Origin of the sequence: Burkholderia sp. AU6039 (genome assembly GCF_002223365.1) — a bacterium.
GTDB lineage: Bacteria > Pseudomonadota > Gammaproteobacteria > Burkholderiales > Burkholderiaceae > Burkholderia.
Genome location: NZ_NKFK01000003.1, coordinates 565,881 through 589,846 on the forward strand (window position 1 = coordinate 565,881; position 23,966 = coordinate 589,846).

The following is a 23,966-nucleotide window of genomic DNA, read 5'->3' on the forward strand; positions in this document are numbered from 1 at the left end:
TCATTATAGCCCAACATCGCGCAGCAGTTCGCGCAGTTGCAGCGTCGTGTCGACGAGATGCTGCGCTTGCCAGTCGGCCGGCGCCGCGCCATCACCGCAATAGCCGTACGCCGCCGCGACCGTCGCCATGCCGGCGGCGCTGCCGGCTTGAATGTCGCGCAAGTCGTCGCCGACGTAGACGATGCGCGCAGGCGCGAGCGTCAACTGGTCGGCCGCATGCAGCAGCGGGGCCGGGTGCGGCTTAGGGTGCGGCGTTGTGTCACCCCCGACGACGCAGGCGGCGCGCCGCGCGAGGCCGAGCAGGTCGACGAGCGGCGCCGTGAGCCGCATGGCCTTGTTCGTGACGATGCCCCAGCGCACGCCGCGCGCGTCGAGTTCGTCGAGCACGTCGTCGATGCCGGGGAACAGCGTCGTATGCACGCATAGATCCGTCGCGTAGTTGGCCAGGAACTCGTCGCGCATCGCTTCATAACCGGGCGTGTGCGGATCGATGCCGAATGCGCCGCCGAGCAGGCCGCGCGCGCCGGCCGAGGCTAGCGGCCGCAGCACGTCGAGCGGTGTCTCGGGCAGGTCGCGCACGCGTTGCATCTTGTTGACGGCGGCGGCGAGATCGGGGGCCGTGTCGGCGAGCGTGCCGTCCAGGTCGAACAGCACGGCATCGCAGTGCAGCAGGCGCGGTTCGTCGAGTGCCGCCCGCGCGGTCGAGAGGGGAGTCGTCATGCCGGTTGGAAGGTCACGCGCCGCGACGGCACGCGACGAGGTAGTTGATGTCGGCGTCGTTCGACAGCGCGAAGCGCTTGCCGATCGGGTGATACGTGATGCCCTTGATCTCCACGATGTGCAGATCCGTTGCCCGCACGAAGCTGGCCAGTTCCGACGGACGGATGAAGCGCGCGTAGTCGTGCGTGCCCTTCGGCAGCATTTGCGCGATGTACTCCGCGCCGATCACGGCGAACAGGTACGCCTTCAGGTTGCGGTTCAGCGTCGAGAAGAACACCCAGCCACCCGGCTTCACGAGCGTCGCGCAGGCGGCGACGATATCGCCGGGCGACGGCACGTGCTCGAGCATTTCCATGCACGTGACGACATCGTAGGTGCCCGGTTCGCGCGCGGCGATCGCTTCGGCCGCGATGGCCTCGTAATCGACCGAGATGCCGCTTTCGAGACTGTGCAGGTCGGCGACGCCGAGTGCTTCGGTCGACAGGTCGATGCCTTTCACCTGCGCGCCGAGGCCGGCCATCGATTCGGACAGGATGCCGCCGCCGCAGCCGATGTCGAGTGCGCGCTTGCCGGCGAGGTGTGCGTGCGCATCGATCCAGCCGAGCCGGACCGGGTTCAGGTCGTGCAGCGGCTTGAATTCGGCATTCGGATCCCACCACCGATGGGCGAGGTCGCTGAATTTCTGGAGTTCGTGCGGGTCGGCGTTGGTCATGTCGGCAAACGGGCTACGGAAGGAGGGCGGTGCTGCGATTCGTCAGCCCCGAGTATATAAGAAGCGGACGAGCGGCGAAGCGGCGAGCGCCTGGACGGGCGTCAAAGAAAAAGCCCCGCCGGAGCGGGGCTTTGAAGCAGTCGAAAACCGCGGCTTAGTTTGCCGGAACGGTCGTCTTCTGCACTTGCTGCGTACCAACCACTTCGACTTCCACGCGGCGATCCGGTGCGAGGCAGGCGATGAGTTGCTTGCGGTTCTTCTGGTTGCAGCCAGTCGTAACCGGGTTGCGCTTGCCCTTGCCTTCCGTGTAGATCTTGTTGGCCGGCACACCCTTGCTGACCAGGTACGACTTCACGGCTTGCGCACGGCGCAGCGACAGACGGTCGTTGTACTTGTCCGAACCGATGCGGTCCGTGTAGCCCGTTGCGACGACCACTTCCGTGTTCATGCCTTCGATCTTCGAAGCCAGTTCGTCCAGCTTTTGCTTGCCCAGCGGCTTGAGCGTTGCCTTGTCGAAGTCGAACAGTGCGTCAGCTTGATACGTGATCTTCTGGCTCGTGATAGCCGGAGCGACCGGAGCGACCGGCGGCTGCGGTGCCTGGGCGACCAGTGCGCCATCGCACTTCGCGTTGGCGGTGGCCGGCGTCCAGAACGCATCGCGCCAGCAGAGCTCGTTCGTACCGTTCATCCACACCCATTCGCCCGTGCCGTTGACCCAGTTGTCATTGACGGCTTGGCGCGACGCCGGCACCGACTGTGCCGAAGCGGATGCAGCCATAACTGCGGTAGCTGCAATGAACGCGAGCTTTGAAAGTTTATTCATATTTCTCCTCTCGAAATTGAGATTACCGCAGGTTTACTGCGAGCCTGTTGACGGTGACAAGTCATACATTGCTCGAAGTATAACATTGGTGCGGCACAAAAAACGCGGCGCCGCCTCTGTGTAGACTTCGAGCAGCGTCTAACTTTCAGTGCGTTGGCATTTTGCCATATCGTTCCCTTCCTACGAAAAAAAATCCTCCCCACCCCAAGATCGCTTCAACTTTGTGGTGCATGCGCAACACTGGCCTGCCGTAACTTTTAGAAATTGTCAAGAGTGTGGCGGCGAAATTGCGCCGATGAATGCAGATGTTTACTCGTGCGCGAGGAACACGTGACGCGGCAATCGTCTGTGGTGACGAGTCGGGTGCGATTGCGATGTGCCATTGCGGCCGATTCGCCGACGCCGCGATTTTTGCTATTCATATATAGAGGGGGCGAATTGGCGGCTGATGGGCGCATGTTAGAATCTCGCGTTGCGTTGCGCATGCAGCGCCCACGCGAAAGGCGTTCGCCGTCTTCGCTCCGAAACGATACGGATACATGGATCAATTCGCCAAAGAGACCCTGCCCACCTCCCTAGAAGAGGAAATGCGCCGTTCGTATCTCGATTACGCGATGAGCGTGATCGTCGGACGTGCCCTCCCGGATGTCCGCGATGGCCTGAAACCCGTGCACCGGCGCGTGTTGTTCGCGATGCACGAACTGAACAACGACTGGAACCGCGCGTACAAGAAGTCGGCGCGTATCGTCGGTGACGTGATCGGTAAGTACCACCCTCACGGTGACACCGCGGTCTACGACACGATCGTGCGGATGGCGCAGGACTTCTCGCTGCGCTACATGCTGATCGACGGGCAGGGCAACTTCGGCTCGATCGACGGCGACAATGCCGCGGCGATGCGTTACACCGAAATTCGCATGGCGAAGATCGGTCACGAGCTGCTCGCCGACATCGACAAGGAAACGGTCGATTTCGAGCCGAACTACGACGGCAACGAAATGCAGCCGTCGGTCCTGCCGTCGCGCATCCCGAACCTGCTGATCAACGGCTCGTCGGGTATTGCGGTCGGCATGGCGACCAACATCCCCCCGCACAACCTGAACGAAGTCGTCGACGCGTGCCAGCACCTGCTGGGCAACCCGGAAGCGACGATCGACGAGCTGATCGAGATCATCCCGGCGCCGGATTTCCCGACGGCCGGCATCATCTACGGCGTCGCCGGCGTGCGCGACGGCTATCGCACCGGGCGCGGCCGCGTCGTGATGCGTGCTGCCACGCACTTCGAGGAGATCGACCGCGGCCAGCGGATGGCGATCATCGTCGACGAGCTGCCGTACCAGGTGAACAAGCGCTCGCTGCTCGAGCGGATCGCCGAGCTCGTCAACGAGAAGAAGCTCGAAGGCATCTCCGACATCCGCGACGAGTCCGACAAGAGCGGCATGCGTGTCGTGATCGAGCTCAAGCGCGGTGAAGTGCCGGAAGTGGTGCTGAACAACCTGTACAAGGCGACGCAGCTCCAGGATACGTTCGGCATGAACATGGTCGCGCTCGTCGACGGCCAGCCGAAGCTGCTGAACCTGAAGGAAATCCTGCAGTGCTTCCTGTCGCATCGACGCGAAGTGCTGACGCGCCGCACGATCTACGAACTGCGCAAGGCCCGCGAACGCGGCCACGTGCTCGAAGGTCTCGCGGTCGCGCTCGCGAACATCGACGAGTTCATCGCGATCATCAAGGCCGCGCCGACGCCGCCGATCGCGAAGGCGGAGTTGATGGCGAAGCCGTGGGATTCGTCGCTCGTGCGCGAGATGCTCACGCGTGCCGAGAGCGAGAACGCGGCGGCCGGCGGCCGCTCCGCGTATCGCCCGGAAGGCCTGAACCCGGCGTTCGGCATGCAGGCCGACGGGCTGTACCGCCTGTCCGACACGCAGGCCCAGGAAATCCTGCAGATGCGTCTGCAGCGCCTGACCGGCCTCGAGCAGGACAAGATCATCGGCGAGTACCGCGAAGTGATGGCGCAGATCGCCGACCTGCTGGACATCCTCGCGCGCCCCGAGCGGATCACGACGATGATCGGCGAGGAGCTGACCTCGGTGAAGGCCGAGTTCGGCGACGCGCGTCGCTCGAAGATCGAGCTGAACGCGACCGAGCTGAACACCGAAGACCTGATCACGCCGCAGGACATGGTTGTCACGATGTCGCATGCGGGCTACGTGAAGTCGCAGCCGCTGTCCGAGTACCGTGCGCAGAAGCGCGGCGGTCGTGGCAAGCAGGCGACGCAGATGAAGGAAGACGACTGGATCGAGACGCTGTTCATCGCGAACACGCACGATTACATCCTGTGCTTCTCGAACCGCGGCCGCGTGTACTGGGTCAAGGTCTATGAAGTGCCGCAGGGCTCGCGCAACTCGCGCGGCCGCCCGATCGTCAACATGTTCCCGCTGCAGGAAGGCGAGAAGATCAACGTCGTGCTGCCGGTCAAGGAATTCTCGGCCGACAAGTTCATCTTCATGGCAACGTCGCTCGGCACCGTGAAGAAGACGCCGCTCGAGGCATTCAGCCGTCCGATGAAGAAGGGCATCATCGCGGTCGGCCTCGACGAAGGCGACTTCCTGATCGGTGCGTCGATCACCGACGGCGCGCACGACGTGATGCTGTTCTCCGACTCCGGCAAGGCCGTGCGCTTCGACGAGAACGACGTGCGTCCGATGGGGCGCGAGGCCCGCGGCGTGCGCGGCATGCAGCTCGAGGATGGCCAGCAGGTCATCGCGATGCTGGTTGCCGGCAGCGAGGAGCAGACGGTGCTCACCGCGACCGAGAACGGCTACGGCAAGCGCACGCCGATCACCGAGTACACGCGTCACGGCCGCGGCACGAAGGGTATGATCGCGATCCAGACGTCCGAGCGTAACGGCAAGGTCGTGGCTGCAACGCTCGTCGATGCCGAAGATCAGATCATGCTGATCACGACGGCCGGCGTGTTGATTCGCACCCGTGTCTCGGAGATTCGCGAGATGGGGCGCGCCACGCAAGGTGTTACACTCATTAGTCTCGATGAGGGTACCAAGCTCTCTGGCCTGCAGCAGATCGCGGAGGCCGAAGAGGGAGAGGGCGAAGCCGACGAGGCGTCGGACGGCGAAGCCTGAAGAACGGATGAGACTCTAGCCGCCGCAGGCGCGAAGCGCCGCGGCCGGCGAGCAACCATTCATATTTCCAAAAGGGAGTGATGATGCAAAAGCAATTCAAGCAACTGGTTCTGCTGGCTGCACTGGTGCCGACGTTCGCGATGGCGCAAGCGCTGTCGAATTCCGCACCGGCAGCTCCGGCAGCAGCTGCGCCGATCGACGCCGACAAGAAGGCAGCGATCAAGGATCTGCTCGACGCGATCGACGCGCCGAAGCTCGTGTCGGCAATCGGCAACAGCGCCGAAATGCAGGCCAAGCAACTCGTCCCGGCAATCCTGTCGGACGCGCTGTCGGAAAACAAGACGCTGAACGACAAGCAGAAGCAGGCTGCCGTTCCGACGCTGCAGAAGAACGCGGTGCCGAAGCTGGTTGACGGCGCAGGCAAGGTGTTCGGCACGCAACAGTTCCAGAGCGACGCGATGTCGGCTCAGTACGACGCCTACGCGAAGTACTACAGCACGTCGGAGATCAAGGATCTGACGACGTTCTACAAGAGCCCGACGGGCCGCAAGTTCATCCAGGTTCAGGATCAGGTCGGTCGCGACGTGGTCAACGGCCTGATGCAGAAGTACATGCCGCAAGCTATCCAGGCAACGCGCACGCAGGCTGACAAGGAAGTCGCAGCAGTCAAGCCGGGCAAGTAAAGCCGTCCGGGCATGCCCCCGGCCGTTCGGCCGGGTTTGGCGGGAGCCTGACGACAGTGCGATAATGGCCGTTTGCGCGCGAGCGCAAGCGGCCATTTCTTTTCTGGCGCGTTCTGCCGGCGGCGAGCCGGTCGCGTCCCTCCGAGGTTTTCACGATGCGCGTCTTTAATTTCTCCGCCGGCCCTGCGGCGATGCCCGAGGAAGTGCTGCGGCAAGCGGCCGACGAAATGCTCGACTGGCATGGCAGCGGCATGAGCGTGATGGAGATGAGCCATCGCGGCAAGGAATTCATGTCGATCCACGAGGCCGCGCTGACCGACCTGCGCGACCTGCTCGGCGTGCCGGCCAGTCACCGGATCCTGTTCCTGCAGGGCGGCGGTATCGCGGAAAACGCGATCGTCCCGATGAACCTGCTCGGGTCGCGCACGACGGCCGACTTCGTCGTCACGGGCTCGTGGTCGCAGAAGTCGTTCAGCGAAGCGAAGAAATACGGCACGCCGCATCTCGCCGCAACCGGCAAGACGGAAGACGGCTTCACGCGTGCGCCCGCGCGCGCCGAATGGCAGTTGTCGGACGATCCGGCCTATGTGCATCTGTGTACCAACGAGACGATCGACGGCGTCGAGACGTTCGAGATTCCCGATCTCGGTGACGTGCCGCTGGTCGCGGATGTCTCGTCGCACATCCTGTCGCGTCCGCTGGACGTCGCGAAGTACGGCGTGCTGTTCGGCGGCGCGCAGAAGAACATCGGGATGGCCGGCGTGACGCTCGTGATCGTGCGCGAGGATCTGCTCGACCGTGCGCTGTCGATCTGCCCGTCCGCGTTCGAATGGAAGACCATCGCGGCGAACAACTCGCTGTACAACACGCCGCCCACCTACGCGATCTACATCGCGGGCCTGGTGTTCCAGTGGCTGAAGCGGCAGGGTGGCCTCGAAGCGATCGAGGCCCGCAATATCGAAAAGGCGAAGCTGCTCTACGACACGATCGATGCGAGCAGTTTCTATCTGAACAAGGTCGACCCGGCAGCACGTTCGCGGATGAACGTGCCGTTTTTCCTGGCCGACGAAACGCGCAACGAAGACTTCCTTGCCGGCGCAAAGGCGCGCGGGCTGCTGCAGCTGAAGGGCCACAAGTCCGTCGGCGGCATGCGGGCGTCGATCTACAACGCGGTGCCGCTCGAGGGCGTGAAAGCGCTCGTCGAGTACATGAAGGACTTCGAGCAGCGCGGCGCCTGACGGCGGCGCTGTTCAAACAGCACGGCAAAACGCATGGACGACGAACTGAATTCCCGCCTGAAACCGCTGCGCGATCGCATCGATGCGATCGACGCGCAGCTGATCGCGCTCCTGAACCAGCGCGCCGCGGTGGCGCTGGAGGTGGGCGAGGTCAAGAAGCATTTCAACGCGCCGGTGTTCCGGCCGGAGCGCGAGCTGCAAGTGATCGCCCGGCTGCAGGACATGAGCGCGGGGCCGCTCGCGAGCGAGCATATCAGCGCCATCTGGCGCGAGATCATGGCCGCGAGCCGCGCGCTCGAGCAGACGATCCACGTCGCGTTCCTCGGGCCGGTCGGCACGTATAGCGAGCAGGCGATGCTCGAGTATTTCGGCCAGTCGATCGAAGGGCTGCCGTGCCCGTCGATCGACGAGGTGTTCCGCTCGGTCGAGGCCGGCGCGTCCGCGTTCGGTATCGCGCCGGTCGAGAATTCGACCGAAGGCGCCGTGTCGCGCACGCTCGACCTATTGCTGCAGACGCAACTGCTGATCAGCGGCGAACTCGCGCTGCCGATCCATCACAACCTCCTGACGCAGAGCGGCACGCTCGACGGCGTGAAGCGCGTCTGTGCACACGCGCAGGCGCTTGCGCAATGCCAGCAGTGGCTCGCGGCGAATGCGCCGCAGCTCGAGCGGCAGGCGGTGGCGAGCAACGCGGAGGCTGCGCGTCTCGCGGCGGCCGATCCGACCGTCGCGGCGATCGCGGGCGACCGCGCGGCCGCACACTACGGCTTGCAGATCGCGTTCTCGCTGATCCAGGACGATCCGCACAACCGCACGCGCTTCGTGATCATCGGCAAGCAGCCGGCCGGGCAGAGCGGTCACGACCAGACGTCGCTGATCGTATCGGTGAAGAACGAACCGGGCGCCGTGTTCAAGCTGCTCGAGCCGCTCGCGCGGCACGGCGTGTCGATGACGCGCTTCGAGTCGCGTCCGGCGCGCGTCGGCACGTGGGAGTACTACTTCTACATCGACATCGAGGGGCACCGGGACGATGCGTCGGTTGCGGCCGCGCTCGCGGAACTTGGCCAGAAGGCCGCGTTCCTGAAGATACTCGGTTCGTATCCGCGCGCACGCTGATGCGTGGCGGCCCGTCGCCTGTTCGCGCAGGCGTTGCGGCCACGCGGGCAGGGCAGGCCGATCGGTGCTGCCGAAGGCGGGTTCGGGCGGCATCCGGCGCAGGTTGCGCCGGGTGCGGGCCCGTGGCCCGGAATCTGGAATTCCGCGTGCGGGGCGTCGTCCTGCGCGCGTAACTTGGCTCTAGTCGTGTCAGGCTTTGCATTCAACAAACTGGTCATCTTCGGCGTCGGCCTGATCGGCGGATCGCTGGCCCGCGCGCTGCGCGAGCGCGCGCCGGGCGGCGCGGGCGAGGTTGTCGGCGTGGGCCGTTCGCGTGCTTCGGTCGAGCGTGCGCTCGCACTCGGCGTGATCGACCGCGCGGCGGCGCTCGACGACGACGCGCAATTGCGCGACGCGCTGACGGGTGCCGATCTGGTGCTGCTGGCTGCACCTGTCGCGCAGACGGGCCCACTGCTCGCGCGCATCGCGCCGTGGCTTGAAGCGGCGACGATCGTCACCGATGCAGGCAGCACCAAGTCCGATGTCGTTGCGGCCGCGCGCGAAGCGCTCGGCGCGCGGATCGCGCAGTTCGTGCCGGGTCACCCGATCGCCGGTCGCGAGTCGAGCGGCGTCGAGGCCGCGTTGCCGGATCTGTACGTCGGCCGCAACGTCGTGCTGTGCCCGCTGCCGGAGAACGCACCCGAATCCGTTGCGCGGATCGATGCGATGTGGCGTGCAACGGGCGCCGACGTGCGCACGATGAGCACGGAGCAGCACGATCGCGTATTCGCGTCGATCAGTCATCTGCCGCACGTGCTGTCGTTCGCGCTCGTCGAGCAGATCCTCGGCGAGGCCGACGCGGAACTGAAATTTTCGTATGCGGCGGGCGGTTTCCGCGATTTCACGCGTATCGCGGCGTCGAGCCCGGAGATGTGGCGCGACGTGTGCGTCGCGAACCGCGCGGCGCTGCTCGATGAGCTCGATGGCTACACGCGTGTGCTCACGCGGCTGCGCGCGGCGATCGACGCCGGCGACGGCGCGGCGCTCGAAGCGGTGTTCACGCGCTCGCGCGCTGCGCGCAAGGCATGGCAGGAGCGTGGCGGTACGCCCGCTGCCGAACCGGTCAAGAAATAACAGGACGATTCCCATGGACTATCTCGATCTCGGCCCGTACTCCAGTGCATCGGGCACCGTGCGCCTGCCCGGCTCGAAAAGCATTTCGAACCGCGTGCTGCTGCTCGCGGCGCTTGCCGAAGGCGAAACCACGATCACCAACCTGCTCGATTCCGACGACACGCGCGTGATGCTCGACGCACTCGGCAAGCTCGGCGTGAAGCTCGCGCGCGATGGCGACACCTGCGTCGTGATGGGCACGCGCGGCGCATTCACCGCGAAGACGGCCGATCTGTTCCTGGGCAACGCGGGCACGGCCGTGCGGCCGCTGACCGCCGCGCTCGCGGTGAACGGCGGCGACTATCGCGTGCACGGCGTGCCGCGCATGCACGAGCGGCCGATCGGCGACCTCGTCGACGGTCTGAGGCAAATCGGCGCGCAGATCGACTACGAGCTGAACGAAGGCTACCCGCCGCTGCGGATCAAGCCGGCAAGCATTTCCGTCGACGCGCCGATCCGCGTGCGCGGCGACGTGTCGAGCCAGTTCCTCACGGCGTTGCTGATGACGCTGCCGCTCGTGAAGGCGAAGGACGGCAAGATCGTCGTCGAGGTCGATGGCGAGCTGATCTCGAAGCCGTACATCGACATCACGATCCGGCTGATGGAGCGCTTCGGCGTGACCGTCGAGCGCGACGGCTGGCAGCGCTTCGTCGTGCCGGCCGGCGTCCGCTATCGCTCGCCGGGGCGGATCATGGTCGAGGGCGATGCGTCGTCCGCGTCGTACTTTCTCGCGGCCGGCGCGCTCGGCGGCGGCCCGCTGCGCGTCGAAGGCGTAGGGCGGGCGAGCATCCAGGGCGATGTCGGCTTCGCGAACGCGCTGATGCAGATGGGCGCGAACGTGACGATGGGCGACGACTGGATCGACGTGCGCGGCATCGGCCACGACCACGGCAAGCTCGAGCCGATCGACATGGACTTCAACCTGATCCCCGATGCGGCGATGACCATCGCGGTCGCGGCGCTGTTTGCGAACGGCACGAGCACGCTGCGCAACATCGCGAGCTGGCGCGTGAAGGAAACCGACCGCATCGCCGCGATGGCGACCGAGCTGCGCAAGGTCGGCGCGATCGTCGAGGAAGGCCCCGACTACCTCGTCGTCACGCCGCCGGAAAAGCTCACGCCGAACGCGGCGATCGACACGTACGACGATCACCGGATGGCGATGTGCTTCTCGCTCGTCAGCCTGGGCGGCGTGCCCGTGCGGATCAACGATCCGAAGTGCGTCGGCAAGACGTTCCCCGACTATTTCGACCGCTTCGCCGCGCTCGCCAAAGCCTGACCCCACTGTTCTGATGAAATCGACCCGACCCTTTCACCCGACTCCCGTCATCACGATCGACGGCCCGACTGCTTCCGGCAAGGGCACCGTCGCCGCGCTCGTCGCCGCGCATCTTGGCTTCCACCTGCTCGACAGCGGCGCGCTGTACCGGCTCGCCGCGCTCGCAAGCGTGCGCTACGGCATCGAGGCTGAGGACATCGACGCGCTGGTGAAGCTGATCGACGATCTCCACATCACGTTCCGCGAAGGCTGCGCGCAGCTCGACGGCGTCGATGTGTCGAACGACATCCGCGCCGAAGCGGTCGGCAACCGCGCGTCGGCGATCGCCGTGCACGGGCCGGTGCGCACCGCGCTCGTCGCGCGCCAGCGCGCGTTCCGCAAGACGCCGGGCCTCGTTGCGGACGGGCGCGACATGGGTACCGTGATCTTCCCGGACGCCGTGCTGAAGGTGTTCCTGACGGCCAGCGCCGAGGCGCGCGCGACCAGACGGCATAAGCAATTGATGCAAAAAGGTTTTTCTGCTAATATAGATGACTTGCTCCGGGATCTTCGTGAACGTGACGCGCGCGACAGCAATCGCGCGGCCGCGCCGCTGAAGCCCGCGGCAGATGCCAAGCTGCTCGATACGTCGGCGCTTTCGGTCGATGAAGCGGTCGACCAGGTGCTGCAGTGGTACCGGGCGCTCGGCCAGCCGGCCTGAGAAGGCGGGCAGCGGTAGGTGCTCCGCGTATAAGTGCGGAGCGTGTTTCGAACCCTTAACCCCGTGTGGACCTCGATCTGGCCCTTTCAGCCTGCCATTCCGGCCGGCGTGGCACAGCGATCCATGCACAATCAGATTTTTATGTCCGACCTGCAAACCTCTACCCCGAATACTGAATCTTTCGCGGCTCTGTTCGAAGAGTCGCTGACCCGCCAAGACATGCGCGCCGGCGAAGTGATTTCCGCCGAAGTCGTGCGCGTCGACCACAACTTCGTGGTCGTCAATGCAGGCCTGAAGTCCGAGGCTTACATTCCGATCGAGGAATTCCTGAACGATCAGGGCGAGGTTGAGGTGCAGTCGGGCGATTTCGTGTCCGTCGCGATCGACGCACTCGAAAACGGCTACGGCGACACGATCCTGTCGCGCGACAAGGCGAAGCGCCTTGCATCGTGGCTGTCGCTGGAAAAGGCGCTCGACAACAACGAACTCGTCACCGGCACGATCACCGGCAAGGTGAAGGGCGGCATGACCGTGATGGTCAACGGCATCCGCGCGTTCCTGCCGGGTTCGCTGGTCGACACGCGTCCGGTCAAGGACACGACCCCGTACGAAGGCAAGACGCTCGAGTTCCGCGTGATCAAGCTCGATCGCAAGCGTAACAACGTCGTGCTGTCGCGTCGTGCAGTGATCGAAGCAACCCAAGGCGAAGAGCGCGCGAAGCTGCTCGAGACGCTGAAGGAAGGCGCGATCGTCAACGGCGTGGTCAAGAACATCACCGACTACGGCGCGTTCGTCGACCTCGGCGGCATCGACGGCCTGCTGCACATCACCGACATCGCATGGCGTCGTGTGCGTCACCCGAGCGAAGTCCTGTCGGTTGGCCAGGAAGTCACCGCGAAGATCCTCAAGTTCGACCAAGAGAAGAACCGCGTCTCGCTGGGCATCAAGCAACTGGGCGACGATCCGTGGGAAGGCATCTCGCGCCGTTACCCGTCGGGCACGCGCCTGTTCGGCAAGGTCACGAACATCACCGACTACGGCGCATTCGTCGAAGTGGAATCGGGCATCGAAGGCCTCGTCCACGTGTCGGAAATGGACTGGACCAACAAGAACGTTGCTCCGTCGAAGGTTGTCCAGCTGGGCGACGAAGTCGAAGTCATGGTCCTCGAGATCGACGAAGACCGTCGTCGTATCAGCCTCGGCATGAAGCAGTGCAAGCCGAATCCGTGGGATGACTTCAGCCGCAACTTCAAGAAGGGCGACAAGATCACGGGCGCAATCAAGTCGATCACCGACTTCGGCGTGTTCATCGGTCTGCCGGGCGGCATCGACGGCCTGGTCCACCTGTCGGACCTGTCGTGGAGCGAAGCTGGCGAAGAAGCGGTTCGCAAGTACAAGAAGGGCGACGAAGTCGAAGCAATCGTCCTCGGTATCGACGTCGAGAAGGAACGTATCTCGCTCGGTATCAAGCAGCTCGAAGGCGACCCGTTCAGCAACTACGTTGCAATGAACGACAAGGGCTCGATCGTCGACGGCGTCGTGAAGACGGTCGATGCGAAGGGTGCGGTCGTTACGCTGACCGGCGACATCGAAGGCTACCTGCGCGCGTCGGAAATCTCGCAGGATCGCGTCGAAGACGCACGCAACGTGCTGAAGGAAGGCGACAAGGTCAACGCGATGGTGATCAACATCGATCGCAAGTCGCGCGGCATCAACCTGTCGATCAAGGCGAAGGATTCGGCTGAACAACAGGAAGCGATCCGCGGCCTGCAGTCGGACTCGAGCGCTGCTGCGACCGGTACGACCAACCTCGGCGCGCTGCTGAAGGCGAAGCTCGACGGCCAGAACCAGTAAGCCTCACGAGGTCTGCTGAAGTATGACCAAATCCGAGTTGGTCGCGCAGCTGGCATCGCGATTTCCGCAACTTGTCCTCAAGGATGCGGATTTCGCGGTGAAAACGATGCTCGATGCGATGTCTGACGCCCTGGCGAAAGGGCATCGCATTGAAATTCGGGGTTTCGGCAGCTTCGGTCTCAACCGTCGCCCGGCGCGCGTCGGACGCAACCCGAAGTCAGGGGAGAAAGTGCAGGTGCCCGAGAAGTTCGTGCCGCACTTCAAGCCTGGCAAGGAATTGCGCGAACGCGTCGACGGCCGCGCCGGTGAACCGCTGAAGGCTGATGATCCGGACGACGAGCGTTAAGCGTCATCCGGGTTGCCCGGAACCCATCCGGCGAAGGCTGAAAAGAAAAGCGCCCCTTGCGGGCGCTTTTTTCATTTCCGGCGATCGCCGCGCAACGGCGGCACGCAGGATCTGCGCAGCCGCGGAAACGCATCCTTTACAATACGGGTCGATTCGGTGCGACGAAGGGGAGTCGCGCGCCGCGGCAAACCTCAACAAAGAGAGGGCTTCATGAAGTTTATCGTCTGGCTGATCCGGGTATTGGTGTTCGTACTGCTGCTGGTGCTTGCGCTGGCCAATACGCAAACCGCGACGCTGAATTTCGTTGCCGGCTATTCATGGCAAGCGCCGCTGATCCTGATCGGCCTGGCGTTCTTCGCCGTGGGGCTGCTGGCCGGCTTGCTGTCCGCGCTGCCTTCGATCTTCCGCCTGCGCCTCGAGAACGGGCGCCTGAAGCGCGATCTGCGTGCGGCGCGCGAAACGCCGGCCGTCATCGACCAGCCGCCGATGCCGCCCGTCATTTAACACGGACGCCGCGCGATCATCGCGCGGTTTTCGTCTCTGCTTCGATATTTCGCATGGATCTGGATTTCTGGTGGTTGCTCGCGATTCCGGTCGCGTTCGCGCTCGGTTGGGCGGCGTCACGCTATGACCTGAAGAATCTCCTGTCGGAGAGTGCCAACCTGCCGCGATCGTATTTTCGCGGCCTGAATTTTCTGTTGAACGAACAACCCGACAAGGCGATCGATGCGTTCATCGAGGTCGCCAAGCTCGATCCCGAGACGGTCGAGCTGCACTTCGCGCTCGGCAACCTGTTTCGCCGCCGCGGCGAGACCGATCGCGCGATCCGCGTGCACCAGAACCTGCTGAGCCGCACGGACCTGCCGGTCAACGAGCGCGACCACGCGCTGTACGAGCTCGGCCAGGATTTCCTGAAGGCCGGGCTGCTCGATCGTGCCGAAGAGGCGTTTCACAAGCTCGCCGACGGCGATTACGCGCTCGGCGCGCAGCGGGCGCTGCTGACGATCTACGAGATCGAGAAGGACTGGAACAAATCGATCGATACGGCAAAGCGCATCGAGTCGATGAGCGACAAGCCGCTTGGCGTCGAAATTGCCCAGTTCCACTGCGAACTCGCGCAGGACGCGCTGCAGCGCAAGAACGCGGCAGCGGCCGCCGAACAGCTGCGCCTGGCGCTGAGCGTGAACCCGCAGAACGTGCGCGCGACGGTGCTGTCCGGCGACGCGGCGGAAGCCGAGGGCAACCACGCGGCCGCGATCGAGCACTGGAAGCGCGTCGAGGCGCAGAATCCGGCGTATCTGCCGCTCGTTGCCGACAAGCTGATGAAGGCGTACGTCGCGCTCGGCAAGCATGCCGAAGGCGCCGAGCTGCTGATGGGGTATATCGACCGCTATCCGTCGAACGACCTGCTCGACATCGCGTACCAGCACATCGCGGGGTTGCGCGGCCAGGATGCGGCGCACACGCTCGCGCGCACGCAGATGGAGAAGTCACCGAACCTGTCGGGGATGCTGCATCTGCTGGATGCGCAAATCGCCGCGGCCGACGAACCGCGTCGTAAGGAACTTGAAATGATGCGTGCGCTGATCAAGCAGCGCACGAAGAATCTGCCACGGTATACGTGCCAGAATTGCGGTTTCCGGGCACGGCTCTTCTATTGGCAGTGCCCCGGATGCAGCGGCTGGGAAACCTATGCACCGCGCCGCGTCGAACCTGCTATGCCGGGCTGATCCCGGCACGCGGAGCCAACGCGCTGCGGTTGTCGCCGGGCTCGTCCCGGCGGCCAAGTTAGTCAATTACCGGGAAGTACCGGAACATCTATGAAAATCACCATCATCGGCACCGGCTATGTCGGTCTCGTCACGGGCGCCTGTCTCGCGGAGATCGGTCACGACGTCTTCTGTCTCGACGTCGATCAGCGCAAGATCGACATCCTGAACAACGGCGGGATGCCGATTCACGAACCGGGGCTGCTGGACATCATCGCGCGCAACCGCGCGGCGGGGCGCCTGCGCTTCTCGACCGATATCGAGGCGAGCGTCGCGCACGGCGAGATCCAGTTCATCGCCGTCGGCACGCCGCCCGACGAGGACGGCTCGGCCGACCTGCAATACGTGCTCGAAGCCGCACGCAACATCGGCCGCCACATGACGGGCTTCAAGGTGATCGTCGACAAGTCGACAGTGCCGGTCGGCACCGCGCAGCGCGTGCGCGGCGTGGTCGACGAGGCGCTTGCCGCCCGCGGTCTGGCAGGCAGCGTCGCGCATCGCTTCTCGGTCGTGTCGAACCCGGAGTTCCTGAAGGAAGGCGCCGCGGTCGAAGACTTCATGCGTCCGGACCGGATCATCATCGGCGTCGACGACGACGAGACGGGCACGATCGCGCGCGAGAAGATGAAGAAGCTTTACGCGCCGTTCAATCGCAACCACGAGCGCACGATCTACATGGACGTGCGTTCGGCCGAATTCGCGAAATATGCGGCGAACGCGATGCTCGCCACGCGCATCTCGTTCATGAACGAGATGTCGAATCTGGCCGACAAGGTCGGCGCCGATATCGAGGCGGTGCGCCGCGGGATCGGCTCCGATCCGCGCATCGGCTATCACTTCCTGTACGCCGGCGTCGGCTACGGCGGCTCGTGCTTTCCGAAGGACGTCCAGGCGCTGATTCGCACGGCCGGTGAGAACGGCCAGCCGCTGCGCATCCTGGAGGCCGTCGAGGCGGCCAACTATGCGCAGAAAGACGTGCTGATCAGCAAGATCGAGCAGCGCTTCGGCGCCGACCTGACCGGCCGCGAGTTCGCGGTCTGGGGCCTGGCGTTCAAGCCGAACACCGACGACATGCGCGAGGCACCGAGCCGCCGCCTGATCGCCGCGCTGCTCGAACGCGGCGCGACCGTGCGCGCGTACGATCCGGTCGCGGTCGAAGAGGCGCGGCGCGTGTTTGCGCTCGATTTCGGCACCGATCCGGACGCGCTGGCCCGGCTGCATCTCGTCGAGACGCAAGACATTGCCGTGACGGGCGCGGACGCGCTCGTGATCGTGACCGAGTGGAAGGAGTTCCGGAGCCCCGACTTCACGCGCCTGAAGGCCGAACTGAAGGCGCCGGTGATCTTCGACGGTCGCAATCTCTATGAGCCGGATGCGATGGCCGAACTGGGCATCGACTACTACGCGATCGGCCGGCCGTATGTCGATCCCCAGTCGTTCACCCGTGGCTGACCACACGATGAATACTCTCCGCGAAGTCGTTCCGGTGCCGCGCGAGCAGCTCGCGCGCTCGCGCGTGCTTGTCGTCGGCGACGTGATGCTCGACCGCTACTGGTTCGGCAACGTCGATCGCATTTCACCTGAAGCGCCGGTGCCGGTCGTGCACGTGCAGCGTCAGGAAGAGCGCCTCGGCGGTGCGGCCAACGTCGCGCGCAACGCCGTGACGCTCGGCGGCCAGGCCGGGTTGCTGTGCGTCGTCGGTTGCGACGAACCCGGCGAGCGGATCGTCGAGCTGCTCGGCAGCAGCGGCGTGACGCCGCATCTCGAGCGCGACCCGGCGCTGCCGACCACGATCAAGCTGCGCGTGCTCGCGCGCCAGCAGCAACTGCTGCGCGTCGACTTCGAGGCGATGCCGACGCACGAGGTGCTGCTCGCGGGGCTCGCGCGCTTCGATGCGCTGCTGCCGCAACACGACGTCGTGCTGATGTCGGATTACGCGAAAGGCGGCCTGACGCACGTCACGACGATGATCGAGAAGGCGCGTGCGGCCGGCAAGTCCGTCCTCGTCGACCCGAAGGGCGACGACTGGGCACGCTATCGCGGCGCGTCGCTGATCACGCCGAATCGTGCTGAACTGCGCGAAGTGGTCGGGCAGTGGAAGTCGGAAGACGATCTGCGCGCGCGCGTCGCGAAGCTGCGCGCGGAACTCGGCATCGACGCGCTGCTGCTCACGCGTTCGGAAGAAGGGATGACGCTGTTTTCCGCCACCGGCGAACTGCACGCACCGGCGCTCGCGCGCGAGGTGTTCGACGTGTCGGGCGCGGGCGATACCGTGATTGCAACGGTCGCGACGATGCTCGGCGCGGGCGTGCCGCTCGTCGACGCCGTCGTGCTCGCGAATCGCGCGGCAGGCATCGTGGTCGGCAAGCTCGGCACGGCCACGGTGGACTACGACGAACTGTTTCACTGAGCGCATGCGGTGGCGCGACGAGCGCGCCGCACGCATGGCTCGCACTTTTCAGGCAGGACGATCATGACCCTCATCGTCACCGGCGCAGCCGGTTTTATCGGCGCGAACCTCGTCAAGGCGCTCAACGAGCGCGGCGAAACGCGCATCATCGCAGTCGACAACCTGACGCGCGCGGACAAGTTCCGGAATCTCGTCGATTGCGAGATCGACGACTATCTGGACAAGACGGAATTCGTCGAACGTTTCGCACGCGGCGATTTCGGCAAGGTACGCGCGATTTTCCACGAAGGCGCCTGTTCGGACACGATGGAAACCGACGGCCGCTACATGATGGACAACAACTTCCGCTACAGCCGCGCGGTGCTCGACGCCTGCCTCGCGCAGGGCACGCAGTTCCTGTACGCATCGTCGGCCGCGACCTACGGCGGATCGACGCGTTTCGTCGAGGAGCGCGAGGTCGAGGCGCCGCTGAACATCTACGGCTATTCGAAGTTCCTGTTCGACCAGGTGATCCGTCGCGTGCTGCCGACCGCGAAGAGCCAGATCGCCGGCTTCCGCTATTTCAACGTGTACGGCCCGCGCGAGACGCACAAGGGGCGCATGGCGTCGGTCGCGTTCCACAACTTCAACCAGTTCCGTGCGGAAGGCAAGGTGAAGCTGTTCGGCGAGTACAACGGCTATGCGCCGGGCGAGCAGACGCGCGACTTCGTGTCGGTCGAGGACGTGACGAAGGTGAACCTGTTCTTCTTCGATCATCCGGAGAAGTCGGGCATCTTCAACCTCGGCACGGGTCGTGCGCAGCCGTTCAACGATATCGCGTCGACGGTCGTGAATACGCTGCGTGCACTCGACAACCAGCCGCCGCTGACGCTCGCGCAGCAGGTCGAGCAAGGGCTGATCGAATACGTGCCGTTCCCCGATGCACTGCGCGGCAAGTACCAGTGCTTCACGCAGGCCGATCAGACGAAGCTGCGCGCGGCCGGTTACGACGCACCGTTCCTGACCGTGCAGGAAGGCGTCGACCGCTATGTGCGTTGGCTATCTGGCCAGGTTTAAGCGGAAGCGTTGCATAGATAGACTGGGTCTCACGGTCGGCAGCCGCCGGCCGTTTTTCATCGGAGATCCAGCACATGATCAGGAAATGGTTGGCCGCAGCGGCAATGCTCGGCACGATCGCGTCGGCCTGGGCGGCCGTTGACGTCAACACCGCGAACGAGGATGCGCTCGTCGGCATCAAGGGCATCGGCCCGGCACGGGCGAAGGCGATTCTCGACGAACGCGGCGCACGCGGTCCGTTCAAGAATGCGGAAGATCTCGCGTCGCGCGTGAAAGGCATGGGCGGCCATACCGTCGAGCGGCTTCAGCGGGAAGGCCTGACGGTCGGCGCGGCCGGCACGGGTGCCACGCCGCCCGCACCGGGCAAGCCGCCCGGCAAGCCCGCGGCAACACCCGCCCGCACGGCACAGAAGTAACGCGACGCGCGCGACCGACAACGAGCTCCTTCAGTCGCCGTCATTGCGACGGCTTCCCGCGGCATGCCGCGGGTTTTTTGCGTGGGCGCGGTGTAGGCGGCGGTGTGTTGCACGGCACGCATATTCCATCGTCGCAATGGGGTTGCCGGCGTGAGCAGCGGTGCTGGTTTACAATCGATCGATTGATCGGCCTCGTACTCACGGTATCTCCATGGCTTACAAAACTATCGAAGACACGATCGGCAATACGCCGCTCGTCCAACTGGTCCGCTTGCCGGACGATGAAATTCGCGCGCGCAACAACGTGGTCCTCGCGAAGCTCGAAGGCAACAATCCGGCGGGTTCCGTGAAGGATCGTCCGGCACTGTCGATGATCAGCAAGGCCGAGGCGCGCGGGCGCATCAAGCCGGGCGATACGCTGATCGAGGCGACGAGCGGCAATACGGGTATCGCACTTGCGATGGCAGCGGCGATCCGCGGCTACAAGATGGTGCTGATCATGCCGGAGGACCTGTCGGTCGAGCGCCGCCAGAGCATGGCCGCCTACGGCGCCGAAATCATCCTGACGCCGGTGAAGGGCGGGATGGAGCTGGCACGCGATCTCGCGGACCAGATGCAGCGCGAAGGCAAGGGCGTGATCCTCGACCAGTTCGCGAATCCCGACAATCCGATTGCGCACTACGAAGCGACGGGCCCGGAAATCTGGCGCGATACCGAAGGGCGCATCACGCACTTCGTGTCGGCCATGGGCACGACGGGCACGATCATGGGCACGTCGCACTATCTGAAGGAACAGAACCCGGCGATCGAGATCGTCGGTGCGCAGCCGGAAGACGGTTCGCGCATTCCCGGCATCCGCAAGTGGCCGGAAGCGTACATGCCGACCATCTTCGATCGCAGCCGCGTCGACCGCGTCGAGAGCGTGAGCCAGGCCGCGGCGGAAACGATGGCGCGCCGGCTCGCGTCGGTCGAAGGCATCTTCGCGGGCATTTCGTCGGGCGGCGCATGTGAAGTCGCGATGCGCATCGCGCGTCAGGTCGAGAATGCGACGATCGTGTTCATCATCTGCGATCGCGGCGACCGCTACCTGTCCACGGGCGTGTTTCCTGCCTGAACGCAGGCAGGTGCGCGCAGCGCGCATGCGATAAAAAAGCGCCGCTAGTGCGGCGCTTTTTCTTTGAGCGGTTGGTGCTTATTGCGACTCGGTGTCGGCGGCGGCCGGCTGAAGTGCGCCGCTCGCTTCCATCTGCGCCTTCACCGCCTCGCCAAGCTGGTACACGGTGAGCGCGTAGAAGAAGCTGCGGTTATAGCGCGTCAGCACATAGAAATTCTTGAGGCCGAGCATGTACTCGGTCGCCCGCCCCGGCGACGGCAGGTCGACCACCGTCACAGGGGTACCGCCTTCGGTCGTGATGTTGACCGTCGGCTCGTTCAGCGTCATGCCCGCGCGCAGCAGTTGCGACAGCGCCCAGTGCGGTTCGGGCTGGCCGTCGGCGGCGGCCTGGGCGATCCCCAGGCTGCCCGTATCGGGCGTGATCTGCCAGACCACCGGGCGGTCGGTTTCCCAGCCGTGCTGCTTCAGGTAATTCGCGACGCTGCCGATCGCATCGACAGGACTGCTGCGCAGGTCGACATGGCCCGTGCCGTCGAAGTCGACCGCATATTCGCGGATGCTGCTCGGCAGGAACTGCGGAATCCCGATCGCGCCCGTATACGAGCCGAGCACGGTGGTCGGGTCCAGCTGGTTGTCGCGCGTCCAGACCAGGAAGTCCTCGAGGTTCTTGCGGAACGTCGCCTGACGGCTGTCGCGATTCGGCGTGTCCGGATAGTCGAACGTGAGCGTCGTCAGCGCGTCGAGCACGCGGAAATTGCCCATGTAGCGGCCGTAGATCGTCTCGACGCCGATGATGCCGACGATCACCTCGGGCGGCACGCCGAATTGCTCGGACGCGCGCTGCAGCGTTGCCTGGTTCGCCTTCCAGAATTTCACGCCCGCGTTGATGCGGATCGGCTCGATGAAGCGCGAGCGATAGACGCGCCAGTTCTTGACCGTCGGCGACGGGGCCGGCTTCACGAGCTTGACGGCCGTCGCCGAATAGCTGATGCGCGAGAACAGCGCATGCAGGCTCGCGGAGTCGAAGCCGTTGCGGCTGACCATCTCGTCGATGAACGCATCGACCTTCGCGTTGTTCGCGTAACGCTGCGGAACAATTTCCTCTTCGAAGGTCTGGCCTTGCGGCGTCGGCTGCTGCGGCTGGGCCTGTGCGACGAGCTTGCCCGTGGACTTCGCGGGTTGCGTCTGCGCGCCGGCAGGCGCGGTGCCGAGGGCCGCGACCACAGCGGCCGCAACGAGCGGCACGCGAGCACGGAACAGCGCGGAGAGAAGGGCGGCAGGCTTGCTGGAATTCATGTCGAAGCGGGCGGACAAGGCGATTGGGTTCGGCGCAGTATACCCGACGGATCCGGCGCGCCGGGGCGTCGCGGGCCCCCGTTGTGGTAAGTTAGCGGCGAATTCGCGGCAGACGATGGACATCATTGATGGAGACCTGCGGCGCACCGTGCGCCGCGGATGACAGCTTATGGCAACCGCTTTCTATACGCACCCCGACTGCATGCTGCACGAGATGGGGGAATGGCATCCGGAATGCCCGGCCCGCCTGTCGGCGATCCAGGACCAACTGATCGCGAGCCGCATCGACGACCTGATCGTGCACGAAACCGCGCCGTTCGCGAGCGAGGTGGCGCTGGGCCGGGTGCATACGCAGGCGCACATCGACTACATCCGGAGCATGACGCCGGTTGACGGCTACGTCGAGATCGATCCCGATACGCTGATGAACCGCGATACGTGGCGTGCGGCGCTGCGCGCGGCCGGTGCCGCGATCGCGGCGACCGACGCGGTGATCGGGGGCCGCTATGCGAATGCGTTCTGCGGCGTGCGCCCGCCTGGCCACCATGCGGAGCCCGCGCGTGCGATGGGTTTCTGCTTCTTCAACAACGTCGCGATCGCCGCGCGGCACGCGCTCGACGTACACGGTCTGGAGCGCGTGGCGATCATCGATTTCGACGTGCATCACGGCAACGGCACCGAGGCCGCATTCGCGAATGACGAGCGCGTGCTGATGTGCAGCTTCTTCCAGCATCCGTTGTACCCGTTCTCGGGCGCCGATCACCAGGCGCCGAACATGGTCAACCTGCCGATGCCCGCGCGCAGCAACGGGATGGCGATCCGCGAGGCCGTCGACATGTTCTGGCTGCCGCGCCTCGATGCGTTCAAGCCGCAGATGCTGTTCGTGTCGGCGGGTTTCGATGCGCATCGCGAGGACGATATCGGCAACCTCGGCCTCGTCGAAGCCGACTTCGAATGGCTGACCGCGCAGATCGTCGACGTGGCGCGCCGGCATGCGCAGGGCCGCATCGTGAGCTGCCTCGAAGGCGGCTACAACCTGTCCGCGCTCGGGCGCAGCGTCGTCGCACACCTGCGCGTGCTGGCCGGGATCTGATTACCGATTGAGCGGCCGGGCCGGGCGCGCTCAGCGCGCCGGCACGCGTGCGTGAATCCACGCGATCAGCGCGTCGATCACGCGATCGCGTTCGAGATCGTTCATCGTTTCGTGAAAGCCGCCTTCGTATAGCGTCAGCGTGCGATCGGGCGAGCCGACGCGCGCGCCGAACGCCCGGCTGCCGTCGGGCTCGGTCAGCTTGTCCTCGGTCCCGTGATAGACGAGCACCGGAACGCGCAGCCCGCCGCGGCCGCTTTCGATGCGCGCCATCGCGTCGAGAATCTCCGCGCCCGTGCGCGCGGGCACCGCGCCGTGATGCACGAGCGGATCAGCACGATTGGCCGCGACGATGGCCGGATCGCGCGACAGCAGTGCCGCATCGATCCTGATGGCGGGGAAGGTCGGCCAGACGCGGCTGATGACGCGGCTCACCGCGAGCATCCAGCGTGGCACGTCGCGCCCCGGCGCGAGCGCCGGGCTCGACAGCACGAGGCCCGTCAACGCGTGGCCGCGCGTCGGCGCGCGTTCGATCGCGTACAGCGCCGCGACCGCGCCGCCCATGCTGTGTCCCATCAGGAACAGCGGCGAATTGCCGCGCGCGGCTTCGGCGACCAGTGCATCCGCATCGTTCAGGTAGCCGTCGAAGCGCTCGACCCACGCGCGCTTGCCGGGTGACTGGCCGTGCCCGCGCAGGTCGATCGCGAGCACGTCGATGCCGGCCGCATTCAGCCGGCCGGCGAGCGCGGCATAGCGCCCCGCGTGTTCGGCAAGACCGTGAACGAGCGCGATGGTCGCGCGCGGCGGCGTGGAGCCGTTGCCGGTGGCCCACCGGTACGACGCCAGTTCGAGCCCGTCCGCGGTACGCAGCCGGCCCATGATCGGCGCGGGCGACGACGAAGGCGCCGGTCCGGCGGTGGCAGGTGCGGCGGCCGGCGTAGTGGTAGCGGTCATCTGGCGGGTCCCCTGTCGGTTGGTATGTGTGTTCCGGATCATAGTCGCGGCACCGTCGCGGCGCGCCAGCGGTGCTCCTCTAATTTCGTGCGGTT

The 23,966-nt window shown here is 65.1% G+C and carries 22 protein-coding genes; 17 read left to right on the top strand and 5 right to left on the bottom strand.

Features of this window, described 5'->3' with window-relative positions; translation table 11 throughout:
* Window positions 1-3: 3 nt before the first annotated feature.
* From gph to ompA, 3 genes are all read right to left on the bottom strand, one after another.
* Window positions 4-720 carry a phosphoglycolate phosphatase gene (gph, locus tag CFB39_RS05270; RefSeq protein WP_089455806.1) on the bottom strand — a complete coding sequence of 239 codons (717 nt, stop codon included), beginning with the start codon at window positions 718-720 and terminating at the stop codon, window positions 4-6.
* A 13-nt stretch (window positions 721-733) separates the two neighbouring features.
* Window positions 734-1,432 carry a bifunctional 2-polyprenyl-6-hydroxyphenol methylase/3-demethylubiquinol 3-O-methyltransferase UbiG gene (gene ubiG / locus CFB39_RS05275; protein ID WP_089424797.1) on the bottom strand — a complete coding sequence of 233 codons (699 nt, stop codon included), beginning with the start codon at window positions 1,430-1,432 and terminating at the stop codon, window positions 734-736.
* A gap of 154 nt (window positions 1,433-1,586) precedes the next feature.
* Window positions 1,587-2,255: an outer membrane protein OmpA gene (gene ompA / locus CFB39_RS05280; RefSeq protein ID WP_006476579.1), complete on the bottom strand. Its 669-nt coding sequence runs from the start codon at window positions 2,253-2,255 to the stop codon at window positions 1,587-1,589.
* Between the two features lie 539 nt (window positions 2,256-2,794).
* Between ompA and gyrA the strand changes: the two genes are divergently transcribed.
* The 16 genes from gyrA (at window position 2,795) to cysM (ending at window position 20,531) form a co-directional block, all read left to right on the top strand.
* On the top strand, window positions 2,795-5,398 hold the full coding sequence (gene gyrA / locus CFB39_RS05285) for a DNA gyrase subunit A (protein WP_089439493.1): 2,604 nt from the start codon (window positions 2,795-2,797) through the stop codon (window positions 5,396-5,398).
* An 83-nt stretch (window positions 5,399-5,481) separates the two neighbouring features.
* Entirely contained in the window at window positions 5,482-6,081 is a 600-nt protein-coding gene (locus CFB39_RS05290; RefSeq protein ID WP_006486966.1) for a DUF2059 domain-containing protein, read from the top strand.
* Window positions 6,082-6,236: 155 nt separating this feature from the next.
* Complete coding sequence (gene serC / locus CFB39_RS05295) at window positions 6,237-7,319, top strand: 3-phosphoserine/phosphohydroxythreonine transaminase (RefSeq protein ID WP_089472374.1); 1,083 nt, start codon at window positions 6,237-6,239, stop codon at window positions 7,317-7,319.
* Window positions 7,320-7,352: 33 nt separating this feature from the next.
* On the top strand, window positions 7,353-8,435 hold the full coding sequence (gene pheA, locus CFB39_RS05300; RefSeq protein ID WP_069247429.1) for a prephenate dehydratase: 1,083 nt from the start codon (window positions 7,353-7,355) through the stop codon (window positions 8,433-8,435).
* A gap of 186 nt (window positions 8,436-8,621) precedes the next feature.
* On the top strand, window positions 8,622-9,548 hold the full coding sequence (locus CFB39_RS05305; RefSeq protein ID WP_089424800.1) for a prephenate dehydrogenase/arogenate dehydrogenase family protein: 927 nt from the start codon (window positions 8,622-8,624) through the stop codon (window positions 9,546-9,548).
* A 13-nt stretch (window positions 9,549-9,561) separates the two neighbouring features.
* Window positions 9,562-10,866, top strand: coding sequence for a 3-phosphoshikimate 1-carboxyvinyltransferase (gene aroA, locus CFB39_RS05310; RefSeq protein ID WP_089455808.1), 1,305 nt, complete (start codon window positions 9,562-9,564; stop codon window positions 10,864-10,866).
* 13 nt (window positions 10,867-10,879) lie between these two features.
* On the top strand, window positions 10,880-11,566 hold the full coding sequence (cmk, locus tag CFB39_RS05315) for a (d)CMP kinase (RefSeq protein ID WP_039343267.1): 687 nt from the start codon (window positions 10,880-10,882) through the stop codon (window positions 11,564-11,566).
* Between the two features lie 141 nt (window positions 11,567-11,707).
* Entirely contained in the window at window positions 11,708-13,420 is a 1,713-nt protein-coding gene (gene rpsA, locus CFB39_RS05320) for a 30S ribosomal protein S1 (protein ID WP_011544885.1), read from the top strand.
* A 22-nt stretch (window positions 13,421-13,442) separates the two neighbouring features.
* The gene (locus tag CFB39_RS05325; protein ID WP_006486894.1) at window positions 13,443-13,766 is read left to right on the top strand and encodes an integration host factor subunit beta; all 324 of its coding nucleotides are present in this window, start codon (window positions 13,443-13,445) and stop codon (window positions 13,764-13,766) included.
* A 210-nt stretch (window positions 13,767-13,976) separates the two neighbouring features.
* The gene (locus tag CFB39_RS05330) at window positions 13,977-14,270 is read left to right on the top strand and encodes a lipopolysaccharide assembly protein LapA domain-containing protein (protein WP_021157458.1); all 294 of its coding nucleotides are present in this window, start codon (window positions 13,977-13,979) and stop codon (window positions 14,268-14,270) included.
* Between the two features lie 53 nt (window positions 14,271-14,323).
* On the top strand, window positions 14,324-15,496 hold the full coding sequence (gene lapB / locus CFB39_RS05335) for a lipopolysaccharide assembly protein LapB (protein WP_089472375.1): 1,173 nt from the start codon (window positions 14,324-14,326) through the stop codon (window positions 15,494-15,496).
* Between the two features lie 90 nt (window positions 15,497-15,586).
* Complete coding sequence (locus CFB39_RS05340) at window positions 15,587-16,987, top strand: UDP-glucose/GDP-mannose dehydrogenase family protein (protein WP_089472376.1); 1,401 nt, start codon at window positions 15,587-15,589, stop codon at window positions 16,985-16,987.
* A gap of 7 nt (window positions 16,988-16,994) precedes the next feature.
* Window positions 16,995-17,945, top strand: a complete 951-nt coding sequence (gene rfaE1, locus CFB39_RS05345) for a D-glycero-beta-D-manno-heptose-7-phosphate kinase (protein WP_011351339.1) — start codon at window positions 16,995-16,997, stop codon at window positions 17,943-17,945.
* A gap of 63 nt (window positions 17,946-18,008) precedes the next feature.
* Complete coding sequence (gene rfaD / locus CFB39_RS05350) at window positions 18,009-19,001, top strand: ADP-glyceromanno-heptose 6-epimerase (RefSeq protein ID WP_089472377.1); 993 nt, start codon at window positions 18,009-18,011, stop codon at window positions 18,999-19,001.
* A 74-nt stretch (window positions 19,002-19,075) separates the two neighbouring features.
* Window positions 19,076-19,417 carry a helix-hairpin-helix domain-containing protein gene (locus CFB39_RS05355; protein WP_089472378.1) on the top strand — a complete coding sequence of 114 codons (342 nt, stop codon included), beginning with the start codon at window positions 19,076-19,078 and terminating at the stop codon, window positions 19,415-19,417.
* 211 nt (window positions 19,418-19,628) lie between these two features.
* A complete protein-coding gene (gene cysM, locus CFB39_RS05360; RefSeq protein ID WP_089424806.1) occupies window positions 19,629-20,531 on the top strand; it encodes a cysteine synthase CysM in 903 nt (300 codons plus the stop codon).
* Window positions 20,532-20,609: 78 nt separating this feature from the next.
* On the opposite strand, the gene mltB is transcribed toward cysM, so the two are convergent.
* Window positions 20,610-21,953 (bottom strand): lytic murein transglycosylase B, encoded by a 1,344-nt coding sequence (mltB, locus tag CFB39_RS05365; protein ID WP_089472379.1) that lies wholly within the window; start codon window positions 21,951-21,953, stop codon window positions 20,610-20,612.
* Window positions 21,954-21,996: 43 nt separating this feature from the next.
* Here mltB and CFB39_RS05370 point away from each other — a divergent pair, with 43 nt between their 5' ends.
* Window positions 21,997-22,920: a histone deacetylase family protein gene (locus tag CFB39_RS05370; protein ID WP_089472380.1), complete on the top strand. Its 924-nt coding sequence runs from the start codon at window positions 21,997-21,999 to the stop codon at window positions 22,918-22,920.
* A 30-nt stretch (window positions 22,921-22,950) separates the two neighbouring features.
* Here CFB39_RS05370 and CFB39_RS05375 read toward each other — a convergent pair whose 3' ends face one another.
* Entirely contained in the window at window positions 22,951-23,871 is a 921-nt protein-coding gene (locus CFB39_RS05375) for an alpha/beta hydrolase (protein ID WP_089472381.1), read from the bottom strand.
* Window positions 23,872-23,966: the final 95 nt, after the last annotated feature.